The sequence below is a fragment of the Clavibacter sp. VKM Ac-2873 genome (assembly GCF_015351075.1).
Lineage (GTDB): Bacteria > Actinomycetota > Actinomycetes > Actinomycetales > Microbacteriaceae > Clavibacter.
The window spans coordinates 1,139,957-1,158,460 of sequence record NZ_JADKRS010000001.1 but is presented as its reverse complement, the minus strand read 5'-3'; the positions used below and the strand labels follow the sequence as shown (position 1 = coordinate 1,158,460).

The window sequence follows — 18,504 nt, the reverse complement described above, 5'->3', positions numbered from 1 at the left end:
GACACAGGCATCTTCAACACAAAGGTCATCCGCATGCTCTTGCTAGAACAGCGTTCAGTTGACCAGGCCCAGCAATCGAGGTGCTCGCTTACGACGCGACAAAGCCGCCCACCATCGACGCGCTGACGGTCACCGGCCGCCTCGAGAGTCAGCAGTAGGCCGTTTTGTCCCTTACAAGGATGCCGGAGCTTCGCAACAGCTTGCCTCCGCCCTGGACGACACGCCGGCACAGGTATTCGGGTACAACGTGACGAAGCCGGAAGTCGCCGAGGTGACGAAGGACGAGAATCAGTCGTCTACCGATGCGACAAGATCAGTGCTGCAGCTGGCACGGGCCAGCCGCAGCACCGACGTCCTAGAGCGCGTTCGCGCGGGCGATGGCGCCGAGCCACGCCAGGCTCGGCTTGGGAGTGCGCTTGAAGGTCTCGCGATCGACGGCGACGAGTCCGAACGTCGGTGCCCAGCGTCCCCACTCGAAGTTGTCCAGCAGACTCCAGTGGCAGTATCCGCGGACGTCCACTCCGTCGTCGATCGCGTCGAGTAGGCCGGCGAGAGCGCCCCGCGTGTAGGCGATGCGACGCTCGTCGTCCGAGGTGGCGATGCCGTTCTCCGTGACGAGGATCGGCACGTCACCGACCACGTCTCTGGTGTGACGCAGGGCAGCGCCGAGAGCATCCGGACGGTAGGCCCACCCCATCAGAGTGTTGTCGGGGTGCTCGGGGTGGGGGACGACGCCATTCTGGTCGATCGGCTGGCTCGTGTAGGACTGCACGCCGATGTAGTCGTCGCCGCGGCCGGCCTCGAGGTACATGTCCTCCCAGCGGTGCTGCACCTCAGCGAACTCCTGCTCGGCGCCCGGTGTCGCAGTGAACGCCTGGTTCGCGACGGTCCAGCCGACCTTGGCGCCGGTGAGGGAGCGGATGAGGGGCGCGGCCTTCAGATGCGCGTCGATGAGGGCATCACCTATCTCGGGGTCGGGATCGGGGACGGCAGGGTAGGGGTTGCCTGCGGCCATGATGCGGGCGGCGCCGTGGTTCATGGCGACGACGTTGGGCTCGTTGATGGTGCAGATGTAGGGGACGTCGCCGAGGATGGTGCAGGCCTGCTCGACGTAGCGGAGGAAGGTCTGCGTGGCGTCCTCGGCCAACCAGCCGCCGCGCTCCCCGAACCAGATCGGGTGGGTGAAGTGGTGGAGTGTCACGATGGGGGTCAGGCCCATGCCGAATGCGGTGTCGATCATCCGCCGGTAGTGGGCGAGCTCCGCGCGGGAGAACGCGCCGGGCAGCGGTTCGATGCGCGCCCATTCGATGCTGAAGCGGTAGGTGGTCAGCCCGGACTCGGCGAGCAGGCGCATGTCCTCCTCGTATCGGTGGTAGCTGTCCAGAGCGTCGCCGCTCGCGTCGATGTAGCCGGCGGCGATCTGCTCGAGCTGCCACCAGTCGTTGTTGAGGTTGTTGCCCTCGATCTGGTGCGCGGCGGTGGATGCGCCCCAGAGGAATGCGCCGGGGAATGATCGTGTCATGGGTCGTGGTCTCTCTGGTCGGTGAACGGACGGTCGTCTACGACTGCCGCGGTGCTCGGAGGAGGAGGAGGAGGAGGAGGAGGAGGAGGGTGAGCTCAGGACGGGTGGCTGTCGGCGATGATGTCGTCCAGTTCGTTCCGCGGAACGGGCGCTCCGGAGATGGCGAGGAACTGGGTCATCGTCATCGACGTCATCATCGCCATGTGCTCGGGGGAGATCTCGACCGTGTCGAAGCCGAGGGTGCGAAGGACACGGTCGCCGACGAGTGGGTGCTCGAACCATTCCCCGAGCGGGGTGTCCATGGTGAGGGCGGTGATGACGACGTCTCCAGGGAGGTCGAGCGGGAGCTCGTGGAGGACGGTGTCGGCGTCGGCGGCGATCTGCACGAGGTGCGCTCCCGGCGCGATCAGCCATCGGCCGTGCCGGATGTCCCAATAGGCGAAGGAACGACGGGGGAGTTCGAGGCGGACGGTGGTGCTCTCGCCGGCGTCGAGTTCGACCTTCTGGAAGGCTCGGAGCTCGCGGGTCGGTCGTCGTACCGGCCCTGCCTCGGTCGCGACGTATACCTGCACCACGTGCTTTCCCGCACGGGTCCCGGTGTTGGTGACGGTCACCGTCACGGTGGCTGCATCGTCGCCGACTTGTTCGAGCGTCGGAGAGGTGACATCGAACGTGGAGTAGGAGAGCCCGTGTCCGAAGGAGTACCGGGTCGGGGTCGCGGTCGTAGTGAAGTACCGGTAACCGACCAGGACTCCCTCGCCGTAGCGGACGTGGCCCTGCTCGCCGGGGAAGTTGATGCTGCTCGGGTGGTCTTCGAGGCGCAGCGGGATGGTCTCGGCGAGGCGCCCGGAGGGGTTCACTCGACCGAAGAGGATCTCTGCGAGCGCGCGTCCGCCTCCCTGGCCGAGGAGGAAGCCTTCCAGGACGGCGTCGACGTCGTCGTGCCACCCTTCGAGGGAGACGATCCCGCCATTGGAGAGCACGACGACGGTGCGCGATGAGACCGCGGCGACCGCGCGGATGAGCTCGACCTGATCGATCGGAAGTTGGATGTCGGCTCTGTCGATGCCCTCCGACTCCGCCGCTTCGCTGAGACCGGCGAAAACGACGGTGACGTCGGCGCGACCGGCGACGACGATCGAGTGTTCGAGGAGTTCGGGGCTCGAGAAGCCTCGGGTCCGGAAGCCGGGCGAGTATTCCACCGCGACGCTCTCTTCGATGGCCAGGTCGCGGATGGCCTCGAGCGGGCTGTCGACGCGGGTGGCGTGCACGTGTGCGCTTCCGCCGCCCTGGAAGCGGAGGGTCTCCGCGAACTCGCCGATGATGGCAAGGCGGGTATTCGGCTGAAGCGGCAGGGTGGTGCGATCGTTCTTGAGCAGGACGGCGCACTCCCGGGCGAGGTCACGCGCGAGTTCGTGATGGGCGTCCTGGTCGATGTCGGGCCGTGGCCGGCGCGGGCGGCGGGCTAAGGCGACGACGCGCGCGATGCTGGGGTCGAGGGTGGACGGGGCGAGCCGTCCGGAGGCCATCGCCATGCGCAGGTCCTCGTCGTGGGACGCATCACCGCCGGGCATCTCGAGGTCGAGGCCTGCCTCGAGGGCTGCGACGCGATCGACGACCGCGTTCCAGTCCGAGAGGACGAGGCCCTTGAATCCCCACTCCTCGCGGAGGACGTCGGTCAGGAGCCAAGCGTTCTCCGAGCAGAACACTCCGTTGATCTTGTTGTATGCGGTCATGACGGTCGCGGGTGCGGCGTCTGTCACGATGCGCTCGAACGCGGGGAGGTAGATCTCCCTCAGCGTCCGCTCGTCGACGTCAGAGCTGATCGTCTGACGATTGGTCTCCTGGTTGTTGGCGGCGAAGTGCTTGACGGAGACGCCGGGCCCTTCGTCTTGAAGGCCGCGGGTGAAGGCGGTGCCGAGGACGCCGGCGAGCAGGGGGTCTTCGGAGTAGTACTCGAAGTTTCGTCCGCAGAGCGGCGAGCGCTTGATGTTGACGCCGGGTCCGAGGACGACGTCCACGCCTTGGGCGAGAGCCTCGCGGCCGAGCGCGGTGCCAAGGCGAGCTGCGACAGTCGGATCCCAGCTCGAGCCGACCGCGACTCCGGGCGGGAAGCAGGTGGCCGGTTCGCTCGCGAAGAGTGCCAGGTGGTCGGATTGTCCCTGCTGGTGGCGGAGGCCGTAGGTCCCGTCGGCGAGAACAGTGGAGCCGACGCCGAGCTCGGGGATCGGTTCTGTCTGCCAGAAGTCGAGGCCGGACAGTAGGCCGGCCTTCCGCTCCGGGGAGAGCGAGGAGATTGCCGTGCCGTCGAGTGCTGATTCCTGTTCGGGTGTGGAGCCGCCGTTGATCACGTGGTGCGCCTTTCTCTCGTTGCGGATCTGGTCAGTCGGAGGTGACGCTTGCTGCGGAGCGGGCGCTTCGGGTGTCGTCGTGTGCGGTCAGCGAGAGTTCTGCCCGACCTCGGGTCTGCGCCTGAGCGGTGATGGTGATGGTTCCCGGCTCGCCTGTCGGGCGGATCACGGCGAGTGCACGTCCGCGGAAGGTGGTCCGCCGCCAGGCGGTGAAGTCCTCCGCCGTCGCGGGAGCAGCCGTTCCGAGTCCGATCAGTTCGCCGGGACCGGTGACGGTGACCGCGACGGGTTCGTCGACGAGCATCTCGACGACGCCGTTCTCATCCGCGAGCGTGATCTCGGCGAAGACGAGGTCGTCCCCTGCCGCTTCGATGCGGGTCGAGTCGTTCTCGATCCGCACGCCGACGTCTGCTGCTGCCGTCCGCAGCGTCGAGCGGGAGACCTCAGTCCTGTTCCGGTACGCGACCGCGATGAGAGTTCCAGGCTCGTACTCGGTGGTGAAGGCTGCGACGTGTCGGTCGCGCCGGACGCGGCGGCGGCCGATCCGGCGGCCGTTGAGGAGGAGTTCGATCTCGTCGGCGGTCGAGTAGACCTCGATCTCTGCTTTACGTCCTTCGCAGCCGCGCCATGACCAGGACTCGACCGCGTCGGTGTTCCGCCAGGCGGACCTCACCATCGGGGTCCCGCTCCGATCGAGTGGGCGGACGCCGATGGCGGGGGCGTCGAGCACTCCCCATGCCGCCTGTGCGACACGCAGTGTGATGTCGGGCTGTCCGATGAGGTCGAACATCCCAGGTCCTGCGATCAGGTAGGGGTAGGGCTTGGACAGTCCCGCCTTCTTGCCGGGCACCCACACGGCGACGCCTGCTTCGCCGAGGTACTCCCAGCCGGCCCAGACGAAGTCGCCGATGATCGCAGGGTGCTTCTCGACGAGCTCCCACGCTCGAGGCACATCGCTCGGAAGGGTCTCCGATCCGAGGATGACCCGGTCCGGGTAGGCCCGGACGTCGTGCCGGTACCGTCCGATCCCGTAGTTGTAGCCGGCGATGTCCACTTCAGCGAACGCCTCCCGGGAGGCCTTGTCCGCTTTCGGGAGCCGTGAGGCGATGTCCATCATCCGCCCGATCTGGTTGATCATGACGTTCGCCTCTGTGCTTCCCGCCATGGACGTCTCAGCGCCCAAATCCTCCTTGTAGGGGGACTTGTCCATCGACACCATCAGGTTGAGGAAGAGGTTGGTGGCGACGGTGACCGGCCGGTCCGGGTCGAGACGGTGCAGGTACGCCGTGATCTCGCGCGTGAGGGCGACGCCTTCGGGCTTCGCGGTCTCGGGGATCTCGTTTCCGGCCGCGTACATCACGACGCTCGGCCGGTTGCGGTCCTTCTCGACGAGGCGGTCGGCGTCCTCGCGCCAGGTGTCGCGGAAGCGCCAGGCGAAGTCGTGCTTGGTCTTGGAGACGATCCAGTAGTCCGCGAGCTCGTCGAGCACGTACATGCCGAGCTCGTCGCAGGCGTCGAGCAGGTGGCGGGACATCGGGTTGTGGGCGCTGCGAATGGCGTTGAAACCGGCCGCCTTGAGCTTGCGTACGCGACGGTACTCCGCCGCGCGGTGGGTCGCGGCGCCGAGGACGCCGTTGTCGTGATGGATGCATGCACCGCGAAGCTTCACCGTCTCGCCATTGATGCGCAAGCCCTGCCGGGCGTCGACCGAGAGGGTTCGCAGCCCGACGCGCTCGTAACGGCTATCGACGGTCTCGCCGTCGATCTCGACCCGAACAGATAGGTCGTAGAGGAAGGGCGTATCGGCCGACCAGCCCTTCGGATCCGGAACCGAGAGCGTCAAGGTCGCCTGTGAGCCGTTGGCTGAGCTGGAAGCGACAACCATGTCTCCGTCGAGTAGTTCGACGTCGACACGGGCGCGATCGCCGGCGTTCTCAAGTAGGCAGGCGACCTCGACGGTCGCTGACGAGGGCGAGAACGCGAGTGTCCGCATCCGCAGTCCGTCGGGGGTGATGTGAATGGCCGGGCGAAGCACAAGGTGGACGGAGCGGTAGAGACCCGACCCGGGGTACCAGCGGCTGGACGGCTGCTTCTCGTTGTCGACGACGACGATGATCTCGTTGTCCGCGCCCCACACGATCGTGTTCTCGACGGGGAGTTCGAACTCCACATAGCCGCTGCGCACGGTCCCGACGGGCTGTCCGTTGACAGACACCACCGCGTCGCCCTGGACGCCTTCGAAGCGCAAGCCGACGGAGGGAGACGGTGTCTCATCGGCGTTCCATGTCGTTCGGTAGACGTATCGACCTCCTGGGAAGTAAGCCGTGTCAGGGCCGCCAGAAGCATCCGGCGTCCGGCTCTCGCTGATCATGGCGTCATGCGGGAGACGGATCGAGCGCCATTCAGTCGCGCCTTCCGCTTGGAACTCCCACAGGTCGAGTGCCCGATGCGTTGTCGGGCGCGCTGCGGCGGTCATCGTCGTCCTCTCCGAACGCGATCACATCATCGACCGCGACGTCTGCAGACAACCACAGCCGTTGACGCGCGTCAACTCGCGCGAAGACCACATTGACACGCGCCAATGGCCTCGCTAGCGTCCTCATCATGCCGCCAGAGCAGATCCTGGCCCCCTAGATGCCGACGGAGCCATCGTGTCCTACACGCCATCCCACCCCGAATCGACGCACTCGCAGATGCCCATCGACGCGGCGCTGCCGGTCGCCGAGTACGCACGCGAGCAGGCGGACCCGCCGATCGAGTCCGGTGAACACATTCCCCGAGTGGGCGCCGTCTTCGTCGCCGCTTACATGTTCAGCTACTTCGGGCTGAACCTCGTGATGCTGCTCCCCGCCCTGTTCAGCCTCGCCTACAAAGTCCAGCTGATCGACCCGGCCGGGAAGGACACGAGCCTCGGCCTGGTCCTCGGACTCGGCAGTGTCCTCGGGCTCCTCGCTGGGCCTATCGCAGGTGTCCTCAGCGACGGTACCCGCGTCCGCTTGGGACGTCGACGCCCGTGGATCCTCGGCGGGCTCGCCGTCTCCGCGGCCGGTGCGCTCATCGTCGCCGTCGCGCCGAACATCCCGCTCATGATCGTGGGCTGGGCGGTCTGCCAGCTGGCCGTCGCTGTCATCAGCGCGGGCTTCAATCCGATCCTCGCTGAGCACGTCCCCTCCGCACAACGCGGCAAGGTCGGTGCTCTCGGAGGCGTTGCTGCCTCGATCGCCGGCGTCGGCGCGAGCCTGATCGGAAGCTTCCTCACGGGCAACCTACTCGTGCTCTTTCTGCTTCCCCCCGCCGTCTTCGCTGTCGGAGCCATTGTGTTCGCGCTCGTGATCAAGGACCGGCCCGCGCCGGCCGGGACGGTCGTTCCCACACCGGTCGAGGTGCTGAAGGGCTTCGGATTCAGTCCCAGGCGCTACCCCGACTTCGCGATGGTGTTCTTGGGCAAGTTCCTGCTGCAGTTCGGATTCACCTTCTTCAGCACCTACCAGTTCTACTTCCTCCTCGAGCGCCTCGGCTTCACGCCGGAGCAGGCAGGTCAGAGCCTCGCCGCTGCCGGTGGTCTCAGTCTTCTCGCGTTGATGTCCTTCGCGTTGGTCGGCGGGTTCCTTTCCGACAAGCTGAAGCGGCGCAAGCCCTTCATCTATCTGGCGGCTGTTCTCATCGCCGCCGGCCTGATCACCGTCTCAGTCGCTCCCTCCGTCACCCTCTTCATCGTGGGCGGCGTGCTCTTGAGCGCGGGAACCGGTGCCTTCACCTCTGTCGACCTCGCCATGGCCACCGACCTGCTGCCCGAGAAGGACAAGGCAGGCAAGTACATGAGCATCTACTACCTCTCGTCCAACATCCCGGGCGTCGTCGCGCCCATCGTCGCTCCGCTGATCATCGGGATCGGAGGCGGCGGGAACTACTCCGCGCTGTTCGTCGCCGGTGCCGTCTTCGCGGCGGGTACCATGATTACCACCTGGCGAATCCGCGGCGTCCGCTGATCGCGCGCGGACATCGTGGCGCCCGTGAACCGTGCGAAGCTGAGTCCGCCGAGAGGAGGGCGCATGGCCACGAGTGCTGAGGTCGCCAGTCACGCGGGTCTGTCCCGGTCGACCGTGAGTCAGATCCTGAATGGGCGCGATCACCTGTTCGCTCCGGGGACCGTCGCCCGGGTCAAGGCCTCCGCCGCCGCGCTGGGCTACCGTCCCTCGCTCGCGGGTAGGAGCTTGGCCCGGGGGACGAGTGACGTCGTCATCACGCTGATCCCCGATGTCACCTTCAACCCGAGGCTCCGCGAGCTGGTCGACGTCGTCAGTGCGGGTCTCGCCCAGGCCGGGCTGACGAACCTCCTGCAGTTCGTGGGGGCGCAGACCCTGCTCGAAGATGCGATTCTCGGGCTCAAGCCCTTCGGCGTCGTCAGCTTGGCACCGCTCTCCGTGGAGCAGCGTCGACGCCTGCTCGGTCAGGGTGTGCATCTGATCGTGCAGTCGACCTCTGTGCAAGCGGCCATCGACCGGGCCATCGGGAGCCTGCAGGCGGAGCACCTCATCGAAGCCGGCTACGACACCCTCGGAGTAGCTGCACCCACTGCCGGAAGGGAGCGCAAGTTCGCCTTGCCGCGCGAGGAAGGCGTGACGCGGTTCGCGTCATCGCGTGGTGTGCCGATCATCCCGACGCTGAAGGTGGCGCTCGAACGCGGCGGATCCGAGAACGCAGTGCGGAACCTCCCACGGAAACGGGTCGGGATCGCCGCGTACAACGACGAAGTCGCGCTGGCGATCATCGGTGCAGGGGCTCGGCTCGGCCGCTCTATCCCCGCGGACCTCGGAGTCATCGGAGTCGACAACTCTTCTCTGGCTCAATCGATGACGCCGACCATCACCACGGTCGACTACGACATCGCCTTCAGCGGGCACGCCATCGTCGAGGCGCTGCTTCGGAACTCTCCTGACCCAGGCTCCGACCTGAAAAGCGTGCAGAAGGTTCAAGAGCGCCTTCGGGTGGTCCCGGGTGGGTCGACTTCCACCTCGTGATGGTGCCGGCTGGCGCAGAGAGCGGCGGCGGGGACCGGTCGAGCGTGCGGGGGACCGCCACCGCGACCGGGGCCGCGACCGCCGGGCCTGCAGCACGTACGAGGGCTCGGTAGCTCCCAGGTCCTGACTGGCCCACTTCTGCTCAGGTACCTCGGTCATGAGCCCATCGATACGAGCTGCAGGGCGGGGAACACCAGGTCGCGGGCGGTTGTGCGTGTGGAGAGCGTGGATACGTGGCCCATGGAATTCCGGGCGGGTGCAAGGCCGGCATCCCGTCGTGCTTTCGTCGGCGATCTACCGCTCGGTGGCCCGTGAATCGGGGTCATCAAGGTCACCGCGTCTGCCTGACTCGGGATCGACTCCTGCGGGCATCCAACCGCGATTGCGGGGCCCGTCGCCTGTCTGCGATGGGCCCCGCATACGCGGGTGTCGGGGGACTAGGCCGAGAGGACGAACTGGATCTCGAGCGTGACGGTCACGTCGTTGCCGAGGGTGAAGCCACCCGCTTCGAGGGCGGCGTTCCAGTTGACGCCGAACTCGGTGCGGTCGATCTTCGTCGTGGCGGAGAAGCCGAGCTTGGTCTGGCCGTAGCCGTCGACGACGAGGCCGCCGAACTCGCTCTTCAGAGTGACGCGCTTGGTCACGCCGCGGAGCGTGAGGTCGCCGTGCACGAGGAAGGAGTCGGTGCCCTTCTCCTCGATCTCGGTGGAGACGAAGGTCATCTTCGGGTGCTCCTGGGCGAGGAAGAAGTCGCTGCTCTGCAGGTGCGCGTCACGGTCCTTCTGGTTGGTGTTGATGGATGCGATGTCGATCGACGCGGTCACCCGGCTCGCCGTGTGGTCATCGTCCGTGACGAGGGTGGCGTCGAAGGACTCGAAGGAGCCCTTGACCTTGCTGATCGCCAGGTGACGGACGCTGAAGGACACCTCGGAGTGCGTGGGGTCCAGGTTCCAGGTGCCGGCGGGGATCTTCTCGTTGGTGATGGTCATGTTTCGTTCTCCTCTTTCGTAGGTGTACTTGTGCGGGAAAGGCGGAGCGAGATGCTCCGGCCGTATTGGTCTTCAGGCGCTGTCGCGCATGGCTGATCCGCCCGCCGCCAAGCGCATCAGATCGGTGTCGAAGTCGACACTCGTGTCCACAGCGTCAGCAGGGCGGGCGCTGCTGCCGAACGTGTGCTGGTATCCGTTCCACATCCGTCCGGTGATCACGTCGGCGACACCGCTGGAGACGAGGGCGGCGAGCTCGGCGGCCGCGCGGTCGATGCGTCGGCCCAGTGCGGGGTCCGCCCAGTCCTCGGGGGCGGCGAACACCGCCGTCGGGGCGATGAGCGCGCGCATGTACGCGAAGAGGGGGCGGAGGTGGTCGTCGGCGACGAGGGCGTGCCGTGCGCTGCCGGCCGTCGCGGCGAGGACGACGGGGGTGGCGATGAGCAGGTCGTTGTCGAGGATGTCGATGAATGACTTGACCAGGCCGCTGATGCCCGCCTTGTACACGGGGGTCGAGACGATGATCCCATCTGCGGACGCCAGGACCTCCACAGCGTCGACGAGCTCGCCTGCAGGTATCCCGGACACGATGGCATGGGATATCTCGCCGGCGAGCGGCCCGAGCTCGAGGACACGAGTCGTGCTGGGGATGCCGTGGAGCGCGAGTTGGTCGATGCTCTTCTGCGCGATGCGATCGGCGAGCATGCGCGAGGACGACGGGTCACTCGTCCCGCCGTTGATGACGATGATGCGACGGGTGCGGTTGGTCGCGGTGTCCGGTTCCGGGACAGGCGGTTCGGTGATCATCTCGCCCTGCTTCGTGTGTGGGAGGTGTGGTGGGGCTCTGCCTGTGCGGGATCTATCACGGCGACGATCTGCCGACCGAGATCGCGCAACTGCTCCATCTGCTCGGCGGTAAGCGCACGCGACATCGCCGCGGTGACGGCGTCTGCGTGCGCCTTGCCGATCGAGCGCTGGAGGCGGGCGCCCTCCGGAGTCAAGGAGATCCGCGTCGCTCGTGCATCGGAGGGATCGGCGCATCGGGTGATGAGGCCGCGTTGCTGGAGACGTGTCACGAGACGGGAGACGCCGCCCTGCGTGATGAGGAGGTTGCGATTGATCTCCACCATGTTGAGCCCATCGGGAGCTTTGGCGAGGGCGTACAGGACGTCGTACTCGGTCTGGGTCAGATCGGTCCAGATGTCATCCGCCGTGAAGGTGCGGATGAGGACGACCTGCGCCCGGAATAGCGCTTCCCACGCATCGTTCGCGAGGCGGGCGTTGCGCGTCATGCGAGCACCGGGTAGCGCACCGAGGTCGAAGGGTCGCTGTCCTGGTACGGGGACGTGCCGGTGACGTTGTCGCCGCGGTTCGCGTTCGGTCGGGGCTGGCGCGGCTCGGCGTTGCCGTACTTCGCGCGGACGAGGCTCTCGTGCGTCGGGGCATCAGCCGCGTCGGGGGAACGTCGCGCCGCCATCTCCCGACGGAGCACCGGGACGACCTCCTCGCCCAGCAGATCGAGCTGCTCGAGCACGGTCTTCAGGGGCAGGCCCGAGTGGTCGGCGATGAACAGCTGGCGCTGGTAGTCCCCGTAGATCTCCTGGAAGCGCATCGTCTTGTCGATGACCTGCTGGGGGCTGCCCACGCTGAGGGTGCTGCGCTCCGCCCACGTCTCCAGGGACATGCTGTGGTCATAGACCGGTGCTCTGTCGAAGTAGGGACGGAACTGGTCGAACGCATCCTGCGACCGGTCGGCGATGAAGGCCTGGCCGCCGAGCCCGACGATGGCCTGCGCAGCGGTGCCGTGGCCGTAGTGCTCGAAGCGCTGCCGATAGAACTTCACCAGCGGCAGGAAGTGATCCATGCGCGCGAACAGGTTGTTGGCGAAGAACCCGTTGCCGTAGTAGGCCGCCTGCTCGGCGATCTCAGGAGTCCGGATCGAGCCGTGCCACACGAAGGGGGGCACATCGTCGAGCGGGCGTGGAGTGGAGGTGAAGCCCTGGAGGGCGGTTCGGAACTGTCCCTCCCAATCCACGACGTCCTCGCGCCACAGGCGGTGCAGGAGGTTGTAGTTCTCCAGCGCCAGGGGGAGGCCCTGGCGGATGTCCTTGCCGAACCACGGATACACCGGGACCGTGTTACCCCGGCCCAGCGTGAGGTCGAGCCGACCCTGCGCGATGTGCTGGAGCATCGCGTAGTCCTCGGCGATGCGGACCGGGTCGTTCGTGGTGATCAGGGTCGTCGAGGTCGACAGGATGATCCGCTTCGTCAGCGACGCGATGCTGGAGAGGACGGTGGTCGGCGAGGACGTGTAGAAGGGGGCGTTGTGGTGCTCGCCCAGGGCGAAGACATCCAACCCCACCTCTTCGGCGTGCACGGCGATCTTGATGGTCGCCTGGATGCGCTCCGCCTCGCTGGGCGTATGACCTGTGGTCGGGTCCTGCGTGATGTCGCCAACCGAGAAGATGCCGATCTGCATCGCCCTCACCTCTTCCTCTGCCGCTGTCGGGCCCGTCGCCGATGCATGACTGAGCATGCGCTTGATGATGAAATTAGCATGCTCAGTCATGTATCGCAAGCTCGTAGAGGCGGACGTTCCCGGCGAAACGTTGGGGGGTGCCCCCGATGATCGCCATCGTGAGCGGGAGGCCGTGTCGGGCCGCCCTGATCACGGAGTCGGGGCTGCAGCCGACGCCGATCCACGTAGGGATGCCGCCCTCGCGCATCCGAGGATGCAGGGTCTGCTCGTGCAGCGCGGGACGACTTTTCCCCGACCACGTCGTCGGGCCACCGCCCTGTAGATGGAGGAACAACTCGAGCTTCTCGTCGAAGAGCGTCTCGTAGTCGGCGATGTCGAAGCCGAAGAGCGGGAACGACTCCGTGGCAGAGGCCCGGCCGAGCAGGATCTCGGCACGACCGTCAGACGCGGCGTCCGGGGTCGAGAACTCGTGGAAGAGCCGGACCGGATCGTTCCCGTCGGTCGTGGACCCAGCGGGGCACTTCAGCGCGGAAGCCGTGCGCCAGAAGAGGGCACTGTGGCAGCCAGACGAAGCGTGGCTTGGTGCAGCATGTACATCTCAACTCCGTGCCGACGGCCCTCATGTGACATGAGGCACATTGTCTGCGCAGTCGGGACCTCCTGATGAGGGGCCGTGCGTCATGTGCATCAATTGAGGCCTCCGCCGAGGAACGATTGCCGGATCGAATATGCGAGATGCACCGCTGCGGCTTGACGTCGTGGTGCTGTGGGGAAGGATCGGGTAGAGGAGCAGTCGCGCATCGAGGCTCCCCGGCATCCAACGGCCTCAGCGTCGGTCGTCGGAACCGAGCTTCGATACGTCGCCGACCTCGACGGATCCGCGCACAGCCCGCACGGTGACAAGGAGCGCCGAGATCCCAGATCCGGTCATCAGGAGCACGCGCACGTCGAGGGGTCTCGGCGTGGACGTCACCTGCCGCTCCGACGCACAAAGCGGGCTCGGATGTGCTCTCGCCGAAGGGCGATGCGTCGCGCGGGCGGATGATCATCGGTGTCCGGTCGTCCACGGCGGTGGCCGGCTCAGAACGCCGGTGGCTGGCCGCTCGACTCACCGCGGCATCGCCGCTACTGGAACACGACCACCGTCGACCCCGCGTCGCGCGCCACCACCACGCTGATCGCATCGGCCGACGCCGACGGCACGCTGAACTCTTAGTCGCCGGTCGCGGACGCGCCGGGGGCGAGCGGGCCGCGGATCGCGGCGTCGGATCGGATGTCGGGACCCTCTTCCCTCAGGCAGGCGTGTCGGAGCTCGATACTGATGCGGTGGCATCACCGCTCATCTCCGACATCGCCCACTCCGGTCTCACCGTGGCCGACCTCGACGACGCATTGGCGCTGTGGTGCTCCGGTCTCGGGTTCGTGCTCGAGCGCACCTTCACGCTCGACGTGGACGTCACGGCGGCGACCACCGGCGTCCGTGGAGCCGTGATCCGCGCAGCGACGGTGGCACTCGGCCCCCACCGGGTGGAGCTGCTGCAGTACGACCCGCCCCGACCGCCCGCGTCCGCCGGCTCGCCCGCACAGGTCGGCGTGGTGCACATCGCGCTCACGGTCTCCGACCTCGATCGCGTGCTCGAGCTCTGCGCCGGACATGGCTGGAGACCAGTCGGGACACCTCACTTGATGACCGGTGGCGCCCGAGCCGGCACACGCATCATCTACCTCGAAGGTGCCCGCGGTGGATTCCTCGAACTGATCGCGCCCCCACAGCTCCCGTAGTCCGCGTCGGCTCGCCGTGCTCGGAGCGATCCTGCTCGGCGTCATCCTGGTGTTCGGATTCGCCGCATCGACCGACAGCGTGATGACAGCGGTCCCGATCCCGGTCCCGCCGCGACCACGGGGACGTTCCGGGTGGCCGATCGGCGCGGCGCGCAGGCGGCTCGGTCGTCATCGAACGTGCGGGCACGGCGGCGACGGTCGGGGAGCGCGGGGCGGCTACCTCCACGACCGGCCGCAGCATCGCCGCTACTGGAACACGACCACCGGCGACCCGGCGTCGCGCGCCACGACCACGCTGATCGCGTCGGCCGACGCCGCCGGCACGCTGAACACGTAGTCGCCGGTCGCGGACGCGCCGGGCTCGAGCGAGCCGCGGATCACGGTGTCGGAGTCCGCGGGCGTCGCGGGCGTGCGGTCGGCGCCGTAGAAGACGTTGACGGCCACGGAGTCGACCGCGACGGCCTCGCCCGTGACGTTCACGAGCTCGAGCCGCACGTCGACCGCGTCGCCGCTCAGCTCGCCGACGCGGCCGCCGTCGGTGCTCGTCGGCGTGACGGAGACGATGCGGGCCTGGATCGAGCCGGGGAAGGTCGCGGTCTCGTCGAGGCCCACGGTGGTCGCCACCTCCTGGCCGAGGGCGCGGGTGTCGCCGTCGGGGAGCGGGGCCGGGGCCTCGGTGGCGCCCGCGGTGGGGGCGACGTCCGACCACTCCCGCGTGTCGGCGGCGGCCGCGGGGGAGTCGGAACCGGATCCGTTCACCACCACGGTGCCGACCACGGCGGCGACCGCGAGGACGGAAGCGGCGCCGACGACGGCGACGGTGGTGCGGCGGCTGCGGGCGCGACGGCCGCGCTCCTCAGGACTGCGCCGCGGACGCCGGTCGGACGGGGTGCTCTCGGGTGCGGGCATGGCCTTCTTCGCTGGTCGGGTACGGCGGAAGACGGGCCCGACGACCAGGGCGGGTCGGCGGCGCGGGGCGGGCGGGCGATGGGTGGTCGACCGACGCAGGATTCCGGGTCTTCTGCCCTCGCATCGTACGTGCGGCACCGCGCGCCGACGAGACCCCCGTCCAGGGGAGGCCGCGGGCGGCCGGGCGGCGCGGATCCGCTCAGTCGCGCCGGGCGTACTCCTGGTACGACCAGCCGAACGCGCCCGCGATCATGCCGGCTCCGCGGGCGAGCGTGCGGGTGCCCTTCGCGCGGTGCGCGACGCTGCCCGTGACGGCGCCCACCGCGATCCGCCCGGTGCCGCCGAGCGCCCGCACGAGCCCGCGCGCGGTGGCCTCCGCGCGGATCCGCGTGCGCGCGACCGGGGAGGCCGGCGCGAGCGCGACCGAGGTGAGGCTCCACGAGTTCCCGCTGCTGAAGGCGCGCAGCACGACCCAGCGGCGCGTGGTGCGGGCGCGCGGCACGACGTCGACGACGCCCGCCTCGGCGCACCAGGTGAGGAGGCCGCCGGACGCGACGAGCTGCCGCGTGAAGAGCGTGTCCTCGCCGCCCTGCGTGCCGAGCTCCACGTCGAAGCGCAGGTCCGCGGCGCGGACGGCCCGGAGGTCGAGCAGGAGGTTGTTGGTCGCGGCGACCTCGAGCCGCGTGCCGGTCGCGGGGCGGCGGCGCGCGAAGAAGCCGCCGGCGCGCACCCACGCGTCGGGCTCGACCTCGTACTCGCTGCGCACCGGGCCCGCGACGCCCGCGCTGCCCGTGGCGTGCCGGGCGCGGACGAGGGCGGCGAGCCAGCCGGGATCCGGTCGCTCGTCGTCGTCGAGGAAGACGAGGAGGTCGGCGTCGCCCGCGGCGTCGAGCGCGCGGTTGCGGGCGGCCGAGATGCCGGGCGTCGGCTCGTGCACGTAGGCGATCGGGACGGGGGAGTCCGCGGCGGCGTCCTCCACCGCCGCGCCCGCGCCGCCCGCCGGGTCGTTGTCGACCACGACGATCCGCACGGCGCGGGGGAGCGCAGGGTCGGCCTCCGCGGCCTCCCGCAGACCGGCGGCCTGCGCGGCGACCAGCGGGAGGACGGCGCGGATGTCGTCGGGCCGGCGGTAGGTGAGGATCGCGACCACGAGCGAGGAGGCGGGCGCGACCGGGCGGGCGGGCGCCGGAGCGGTCGGCGCAGGGGCGGGCACCGCGCGCCAGCCGCCGGAGAGCCGGTAGCCGTCGAGGATCCCGCGCACGGCCGCCGTCACCGGCGCCCCCGGGTGCGCGAACTGCCGCCGCCCGCCCTGCAGCAGCACCTCGCACGCGATCACCGGCGTGAGCCGCCGCCACCGGCGCAGCGTCGCCGCGTCGAGGTGCCGGGCCCCGTAGAGGAGCCGGTTGCGGATGTTGTGGTAGTAGTACGTGCCCGACTTCGCCTGGCCCGCGCTCGCGTGGCCGGCGCTCTGCGTGCCGCCCTCCGCGTGCACGGCCACGGCCTCCTCCACGACGCGCAAGCGTCCGCCCGCCTCCACGACCTTGCGGGAGAGGTCGACGTCCTCCCAGTACAGGAAGTAGTCGTCGGAGAAGCCGCCGACCCGCGTCCACAGCTCGTCCGTCACCAGGAGGCACGCGCCCGTGAGCCACGGCTCGGTCGCCTGGCCGGGGTGCTGCGCGCGCCGGGCGGCCGAGCGGATCCGGCCGTCGGCGAGGTAGAGGTCGGAGCCGCGGAACCAGGTGCTGCCGTCCGGCCGGAGGATCAGCGGGGCGACGAGCGCGAGGGGGTCCGAGGCGACGGCGTCGCGCAGCACGGCGAGCTGGTCGGGCGCGATGGTCGCGTCGGGGTTGAGCAGCAGGAACTCCCGCGCGCCGAGATCACGGGCCGCGGCGACGCCCGTGTTCATGCCGGTGCCGAAGCCCGTGTTACCGTCCGGGTAGGCGCCGTGCACGCGCGTCGACGGGTGCGCGGCGAGCTCCCGCACGCGCTCCCGCTCCGCGTCGGTCGTGCGGTTGTCGACGACCACGAGCAGCGCGTCGTCGAGGGCCTCGAGGAGCGGCAGCACGTTCTCGCGCACGAGGTCGGCGGATCCGTAGTTGACGACCACGACGGCGAGGAGGGCGGGGCGGGGCATGCGGGTCCCATCGGTCGGCCGGGCGGCGGGAGCGCCGGCAGGAGGGCCGGCGGGGCAGCGCCGGCTGGCCCGCCCTCGGGTGCGGGCGGGTGGTGGCATAGTCTATTTCCTCGACCGATGAGCCCGTGGCCGTGCCCGACGACCCGCCCGGTCAGCCCGCTTTGGAGCGTCATGACCGTCCCCTCCCGTCCGCCCGGCCGCGACCTCGTCGTCCTCCAGTCGTCGCCGGCGCCGCGCCCCACGACGAACCCGTACATCGTGATGCTCGGCCGCGCGCTCGCGGCCACCCCCGGCGTCCGCCCCCTGCACTTCAGCTGGCGCACCGCGCTCCTCGGCCGCTACGACGTGCTCCACGTGCACTGGCCCGAGATCCTCGTCGACGGGCACAGCCCGCTGAAGAAGGCGGTGCGCCAGGCGTTCACGGTCGCGCTCCTCGTGAAGCTCGCGCTCCGCCGGATCCCGATCGTCCGCACCGTGCACAACCTCGAGCGGCCGACGGGCATCAGCCGCCGCGAGTCGCTGCTGCTCGCGCTGATGGAGCGGATGACGACGCTGCGGGTGCGCGTGAACCCCGTGACGGAGATCCCCGCCGACCAGCCCGTCGCCACGATCCTGCACGGCCACTACCGCGACTGGTTCCGCGACGAGCCGCGCGCCGACGTCGTGCCCGGCCGCCTCGGCTACGTGGGGCTCGTCCGCCGGTACAAGGGCGTCGAGCAGCTCGTCGCGGCGTTCCGCGGCGCGGGCGACGCGGGCGCCGACCTGTCGCTGCGCATCGGCGGCAACCCCTCGACCGGGGAGCTCGCCGACACGATCCGCGCGCTCGCCGCGGGCGACGACCGGATCCGCCTCGACCTCCGCTTCCAGTCCGACGCCGAGCTCGTCGACATCGTCACCTCGTCCGAGCTCGTCGTGCTCCCGTACCGGTTCATGCACAACTCCGGCGGCGCGCTGGCGGCCCTCTCGCTCGACCGGCCGGTGCTCGTGCCCGACAACGCCGTGAACCGCGCGCTCGCCGAGGAGGTCGGCCCGGGCTGGATCCACCTCTTCGACGGCGACCTCACCCCCGAGGAGCTGCTCCGCGCCACCGAGGCCGTGCGCACCGGAGCTCGCGCGGCATCGCCCGACCTCGCCGCGCGCGACTGGGGCCGGGCGGGCGCGGCGCACGCGTCCGCGTACCGGCGTGCGCTCCGGATCCGACGCGGCGGCGCGCGGGGCTGAGCCGCGCCACCCGTTCGGGGGCTTCCCGGCCGCGGGCCGCTGGATAGGCTCGGGAGCGGTCCGTCCCGCGGGCCGCCACCCTTCCCGAAAAGCGGGGCT

The 18,504-nt window shown here is 69.2% G+C and carries 14 protein-coding genes; 4 read left to right on the top strand and 10 right to left on the bottom strand.

The features are described 5' to 3' along the window. Positions 1–355: 355 nt before the first annotated feature. The 3 genes from ITJ44_RS05315 to ITJ44_RS05305 all read right to left on the bottom strand — a co-directional run bounded on the left by ITJ44_RS05315 (position 356) and on the right by ITJ44_RS05305 (position 6,349). A complete protein-coding gene (locus tag ITJ44_RS05315; RefSeq protein WP_194633675.1) occupies positions 356–1,522 on the bottom strand; it encodes a glycoside hydrolase family 1 protein in 1,167 nt (388 codons plus the stop codon). Between the two features lie 95 nt (positions 1,523–1,617). Beyond that, entirely contained in the window at positions 1,618–3,873 is a 2,256-nt protein-coding gene (locus tag ITJ44_RS05310) for a glycoside hydrolase family 3 C-terminal domain-containing protein (protein ID WP_370551620.1), read from the bottom strand. A gap of 31 nt (positions 3,874–3,904) precedes the next feature. Next, positions 3,905–6,349, bottom strand: coding sequence for a glycoside hydrolase family 2 TIM barrel-domain containing protein (locus tag ITJ44_RS05305; RefSeq protein ID WP_194633674.1), 2,445 nt, complete (start codon positions 6,347–6,349; stop codon positions 3,905–3,907). Positions 6,350–6,566: 217 nt separating this feature from the next. On the opposite strand from ITJ44_RS05305, the gene ITJ44_RS05300 reads away from it, so the two are divergent. Further along, positions 6,567–7,862: an MFS transporter gene (locus tag ITJ44_RS05300; RefSeq protein ID WP_194633673.1), complete on the top strand. Its 1,296-nt coding sequence runs from the start codon at positions 6,567–6,569 to the stop codon at positions 7,860–7,862. A 63-nt stretch (positions 7,863–7,925) separates the two neighbouring features. Continuing rightward, positions 7,926–8,894: a LacI family DNA-binding transcriptional regulator gene (locus ITJ44_RS05295; RefSeq protein WP_194633672.1), complete on the top strand. Its 969-nt coding sequence runs from the start codon at positions 7,926–7,928 to the stop codon at positions 8,892–8,894. 437 nt (positions 8,895–9,331) lie between these two features. Here the strand turns inward: ITJ44_RS05295 and ITJ44_RS05290 are convergent, their stop codons facing one another. The 5 genes from ITJ44_RS05290 to ITJ44_RS05270 all read right to left on the bottom strand — a co-directional run bounded on the left by ITJ44_RS05290 (position 9,332) and on the right by ITJ44_RS05270 (position 12,885). Continuing rightward, positions 9,332–9,883, bottom strand: a complete 552-nt coding sequence (locus tag ITJ44_RS05290) for a YceI family protein (RefSeq protein ID WP_194633671.1) — start codon at positions 9,881–9,883, stop codon at positions 9,332–9,334. 72 nt (positions 9,884–9,955) lie between these two features. Beyond that, complete coding sequence (locus ITJ44_RS05285; RefSeq protein ID WP_194633670.1) at positions 9,956–10,687, bottom strand: CE1759 family FMN reductase; 732 nt, start codon at positions 10,685–10,687, stop codon at positions 9,956–9,958. Then, positions 10,684–11,172, bottom strand: a complete 489-nt coding sequence (locus ITJ44_RS05280; RefSeq protein WP_194633669.1) for a MarR family winged helix-turn-helix transcriptional regulator — start codon at positions 11,170–11,172, stop codon at positions 10,684–10,686. Before ITJ44_RS05280 ends, ITJ44_RS05285 begins: the two co-directional genes overlap by 4 nt. Continuing rightward, positions 11,169–12,359, bottom strand: coding sequence for a CE1758 family FMN-dependent luciferase-like monooxygenase (locus ITJ44_RS05275; RefSeq protein ID WP_194633668.1), 1,191 nt, complete (start codon positions 12,357–12,359; stop codon positions 11,169–11,171). Before ITJ44_RS05275 ends, ITJ44_RS05280 begins: the two co-directional genes overlap by 4 nt. Before the next feature lie 82 nt (positions 12,360–12,441). Next, positions 12,442–12,885: an LLM class flavin-dependent oxidoreductase gene (locus ITJ44_RS05270; RefSeq protein WP_194634066.1), complete on the bottom strand. Its 444-nt coding sequence runs from the start codon at positions 12,883–12,885 to the stop codon at positions 12,442–12,444. A 515-nt stretch (positions 12,886–13,400) separates the two neighbouring features. Here ITJ44_RS05270 and ITJ44_RS15830 point away from each other — a divergent pair. Further along, the gene (locus ITJ44_RS15830; RefSeq protein WP_228494748.1) at positions 13,401–14,141 is read left to right on the top strand and encodes a VOC family protein; all 741 of its coding nucleotides are present in this window, start codon (positions 13,401–13,403) and stop codon (positions 14,139–14,141) included. Between the two features lie 246 nt (positions 14,142–14,387). Here the strand turns inward: ITJ44_RS15830 and ITJ44_RS05260 are convergent, their stop codons facing one another. Both ITJ44_RS05260 and ITJ44_RS05255 read right to left on the bottom strand, forming a co-directional pair. Then, on the bottom strand, positions 14,388–15,050 hold the full coding sequence (locus ITJ44_RS05260) for a hypothetical protein (protein ID WP_194633666.1): 663 nt from the start codon (positions 15,048–15,050) through the stop codon (positions 14,388–14,390). A gap of 199 nt (positions 15,051–15,249) precedes the next feature. Beyond that, the gene (locus tag ITJ44_RS05255; protein WP_194633665.1) at positions 15,250–17,184 is read right to left on the bottom strand and encodes a glycosyltransferase; all 1,935 of its coding nucleotides are present in this window, start codon (positions 17,182–17,184) and stop codon (positions 15,250–15,252) included. A gap of 171 nt (positions 17,185–17,355) precedes the next feature. Here ITJ44_RS05255 and ITJ44_RS05250 point away from each other — a divergent pair, with 171 nt between their 5' ends. Then, positions 17,356–18,405, top strand: a complete 1,050-nt coding sequence (locus ITJ44_RS05250; protein WP_194633664.1) for a glycosyl transferase — start codon at positions 17,356–17,358, stop codon at positions 18,403–18,405. Positions 18,406–18,504: the final 99 nt, after the last annotated feature.

Coding starts and splice junctions, on each gene's coding strand:
- ITJ44_RS05315 (WP_194633675.1), bottom strand. CDS start 1,522: ATGACACGATCATTCCCCGGCGCATTCCTCTGGGGCGCATCCACCGCC.
- ITJ44_RS05305 (WP_194633674.1), bottom strand. CDS start 6,349: ATGACCGCCGCAGCGCGCCCGACAACGCATCGGGCACTCGACCTGTGG.
- ITJ44_RS05300 (WP_194633673.1), top strand. CDS start 6,567: ATGCCCATCGACGCGGCGCTGCCGGTCGCCGAGTACGCACGCGAGCAG.
- ITJ44_RS05295 (WP_194633672.1), top strand. CDS start 7,926: ATGGCCACGAGTGCTGAGGTCGCCAGTCACGCGGGTCTGTCCCGGTCG.
- ITJ44_RS05290 (WP_194633671.1), bottom strand. CDS start 9,883: ATGACCATCACCAACGAGAAGATCCCCGCCGGCACCTGGAACCTGGAC.
- ITJ44_RS05285 (WP_194633670.1), bottom strand. CDS start 10,687: ATGATCACCGAACCGCCTGTCCCGGAACCGGACACCGCGACCAACCGC.
- ITJ44_RS05280 (WP_194633669.1), bottom strand. CDS start 11,172: ATGACGCGCAACGCCCGCCTCGCGAACGATGCGTGGGAAGCGCTATTC.
- ITJ44_RS05275 (WP_194633668.1), bottom strand. CDS start 12,359: ATGCAGATCGGCATCTTCTCGGTTGGCGACATCACGCAGGACCCGACC.
- ITJ44_RS15830 (WP_228494748.1), top strand. CDS start 13,401: ATGATCATCGGTGTCCGGTCGTCCACGGCGGTGGCCGGCTCAGAACGC.
- ITJ44_RS05260 (WP_194633666.1), bottom strand. CDS start 15,050: ATGCCCGCACCCGAGAGCACCCCGTCCGACCGGCGTCCGCGGCGCAGT.
- ITJ44_RS05255 (WP_194633665.1), bottom strand. CDS start 17,184: ATGCCCCGCCCCGCCCTCCTCGCCGTCGTGGTCGTCAACTACGGATCC.
- ITJ44_RS05250 (WP_194633664.1), top strand. CDS start 17,356: ATGACCGTCCCCTCCCGTCCGCCCGGCCGCGACCTCGTCGTCCTCCAG.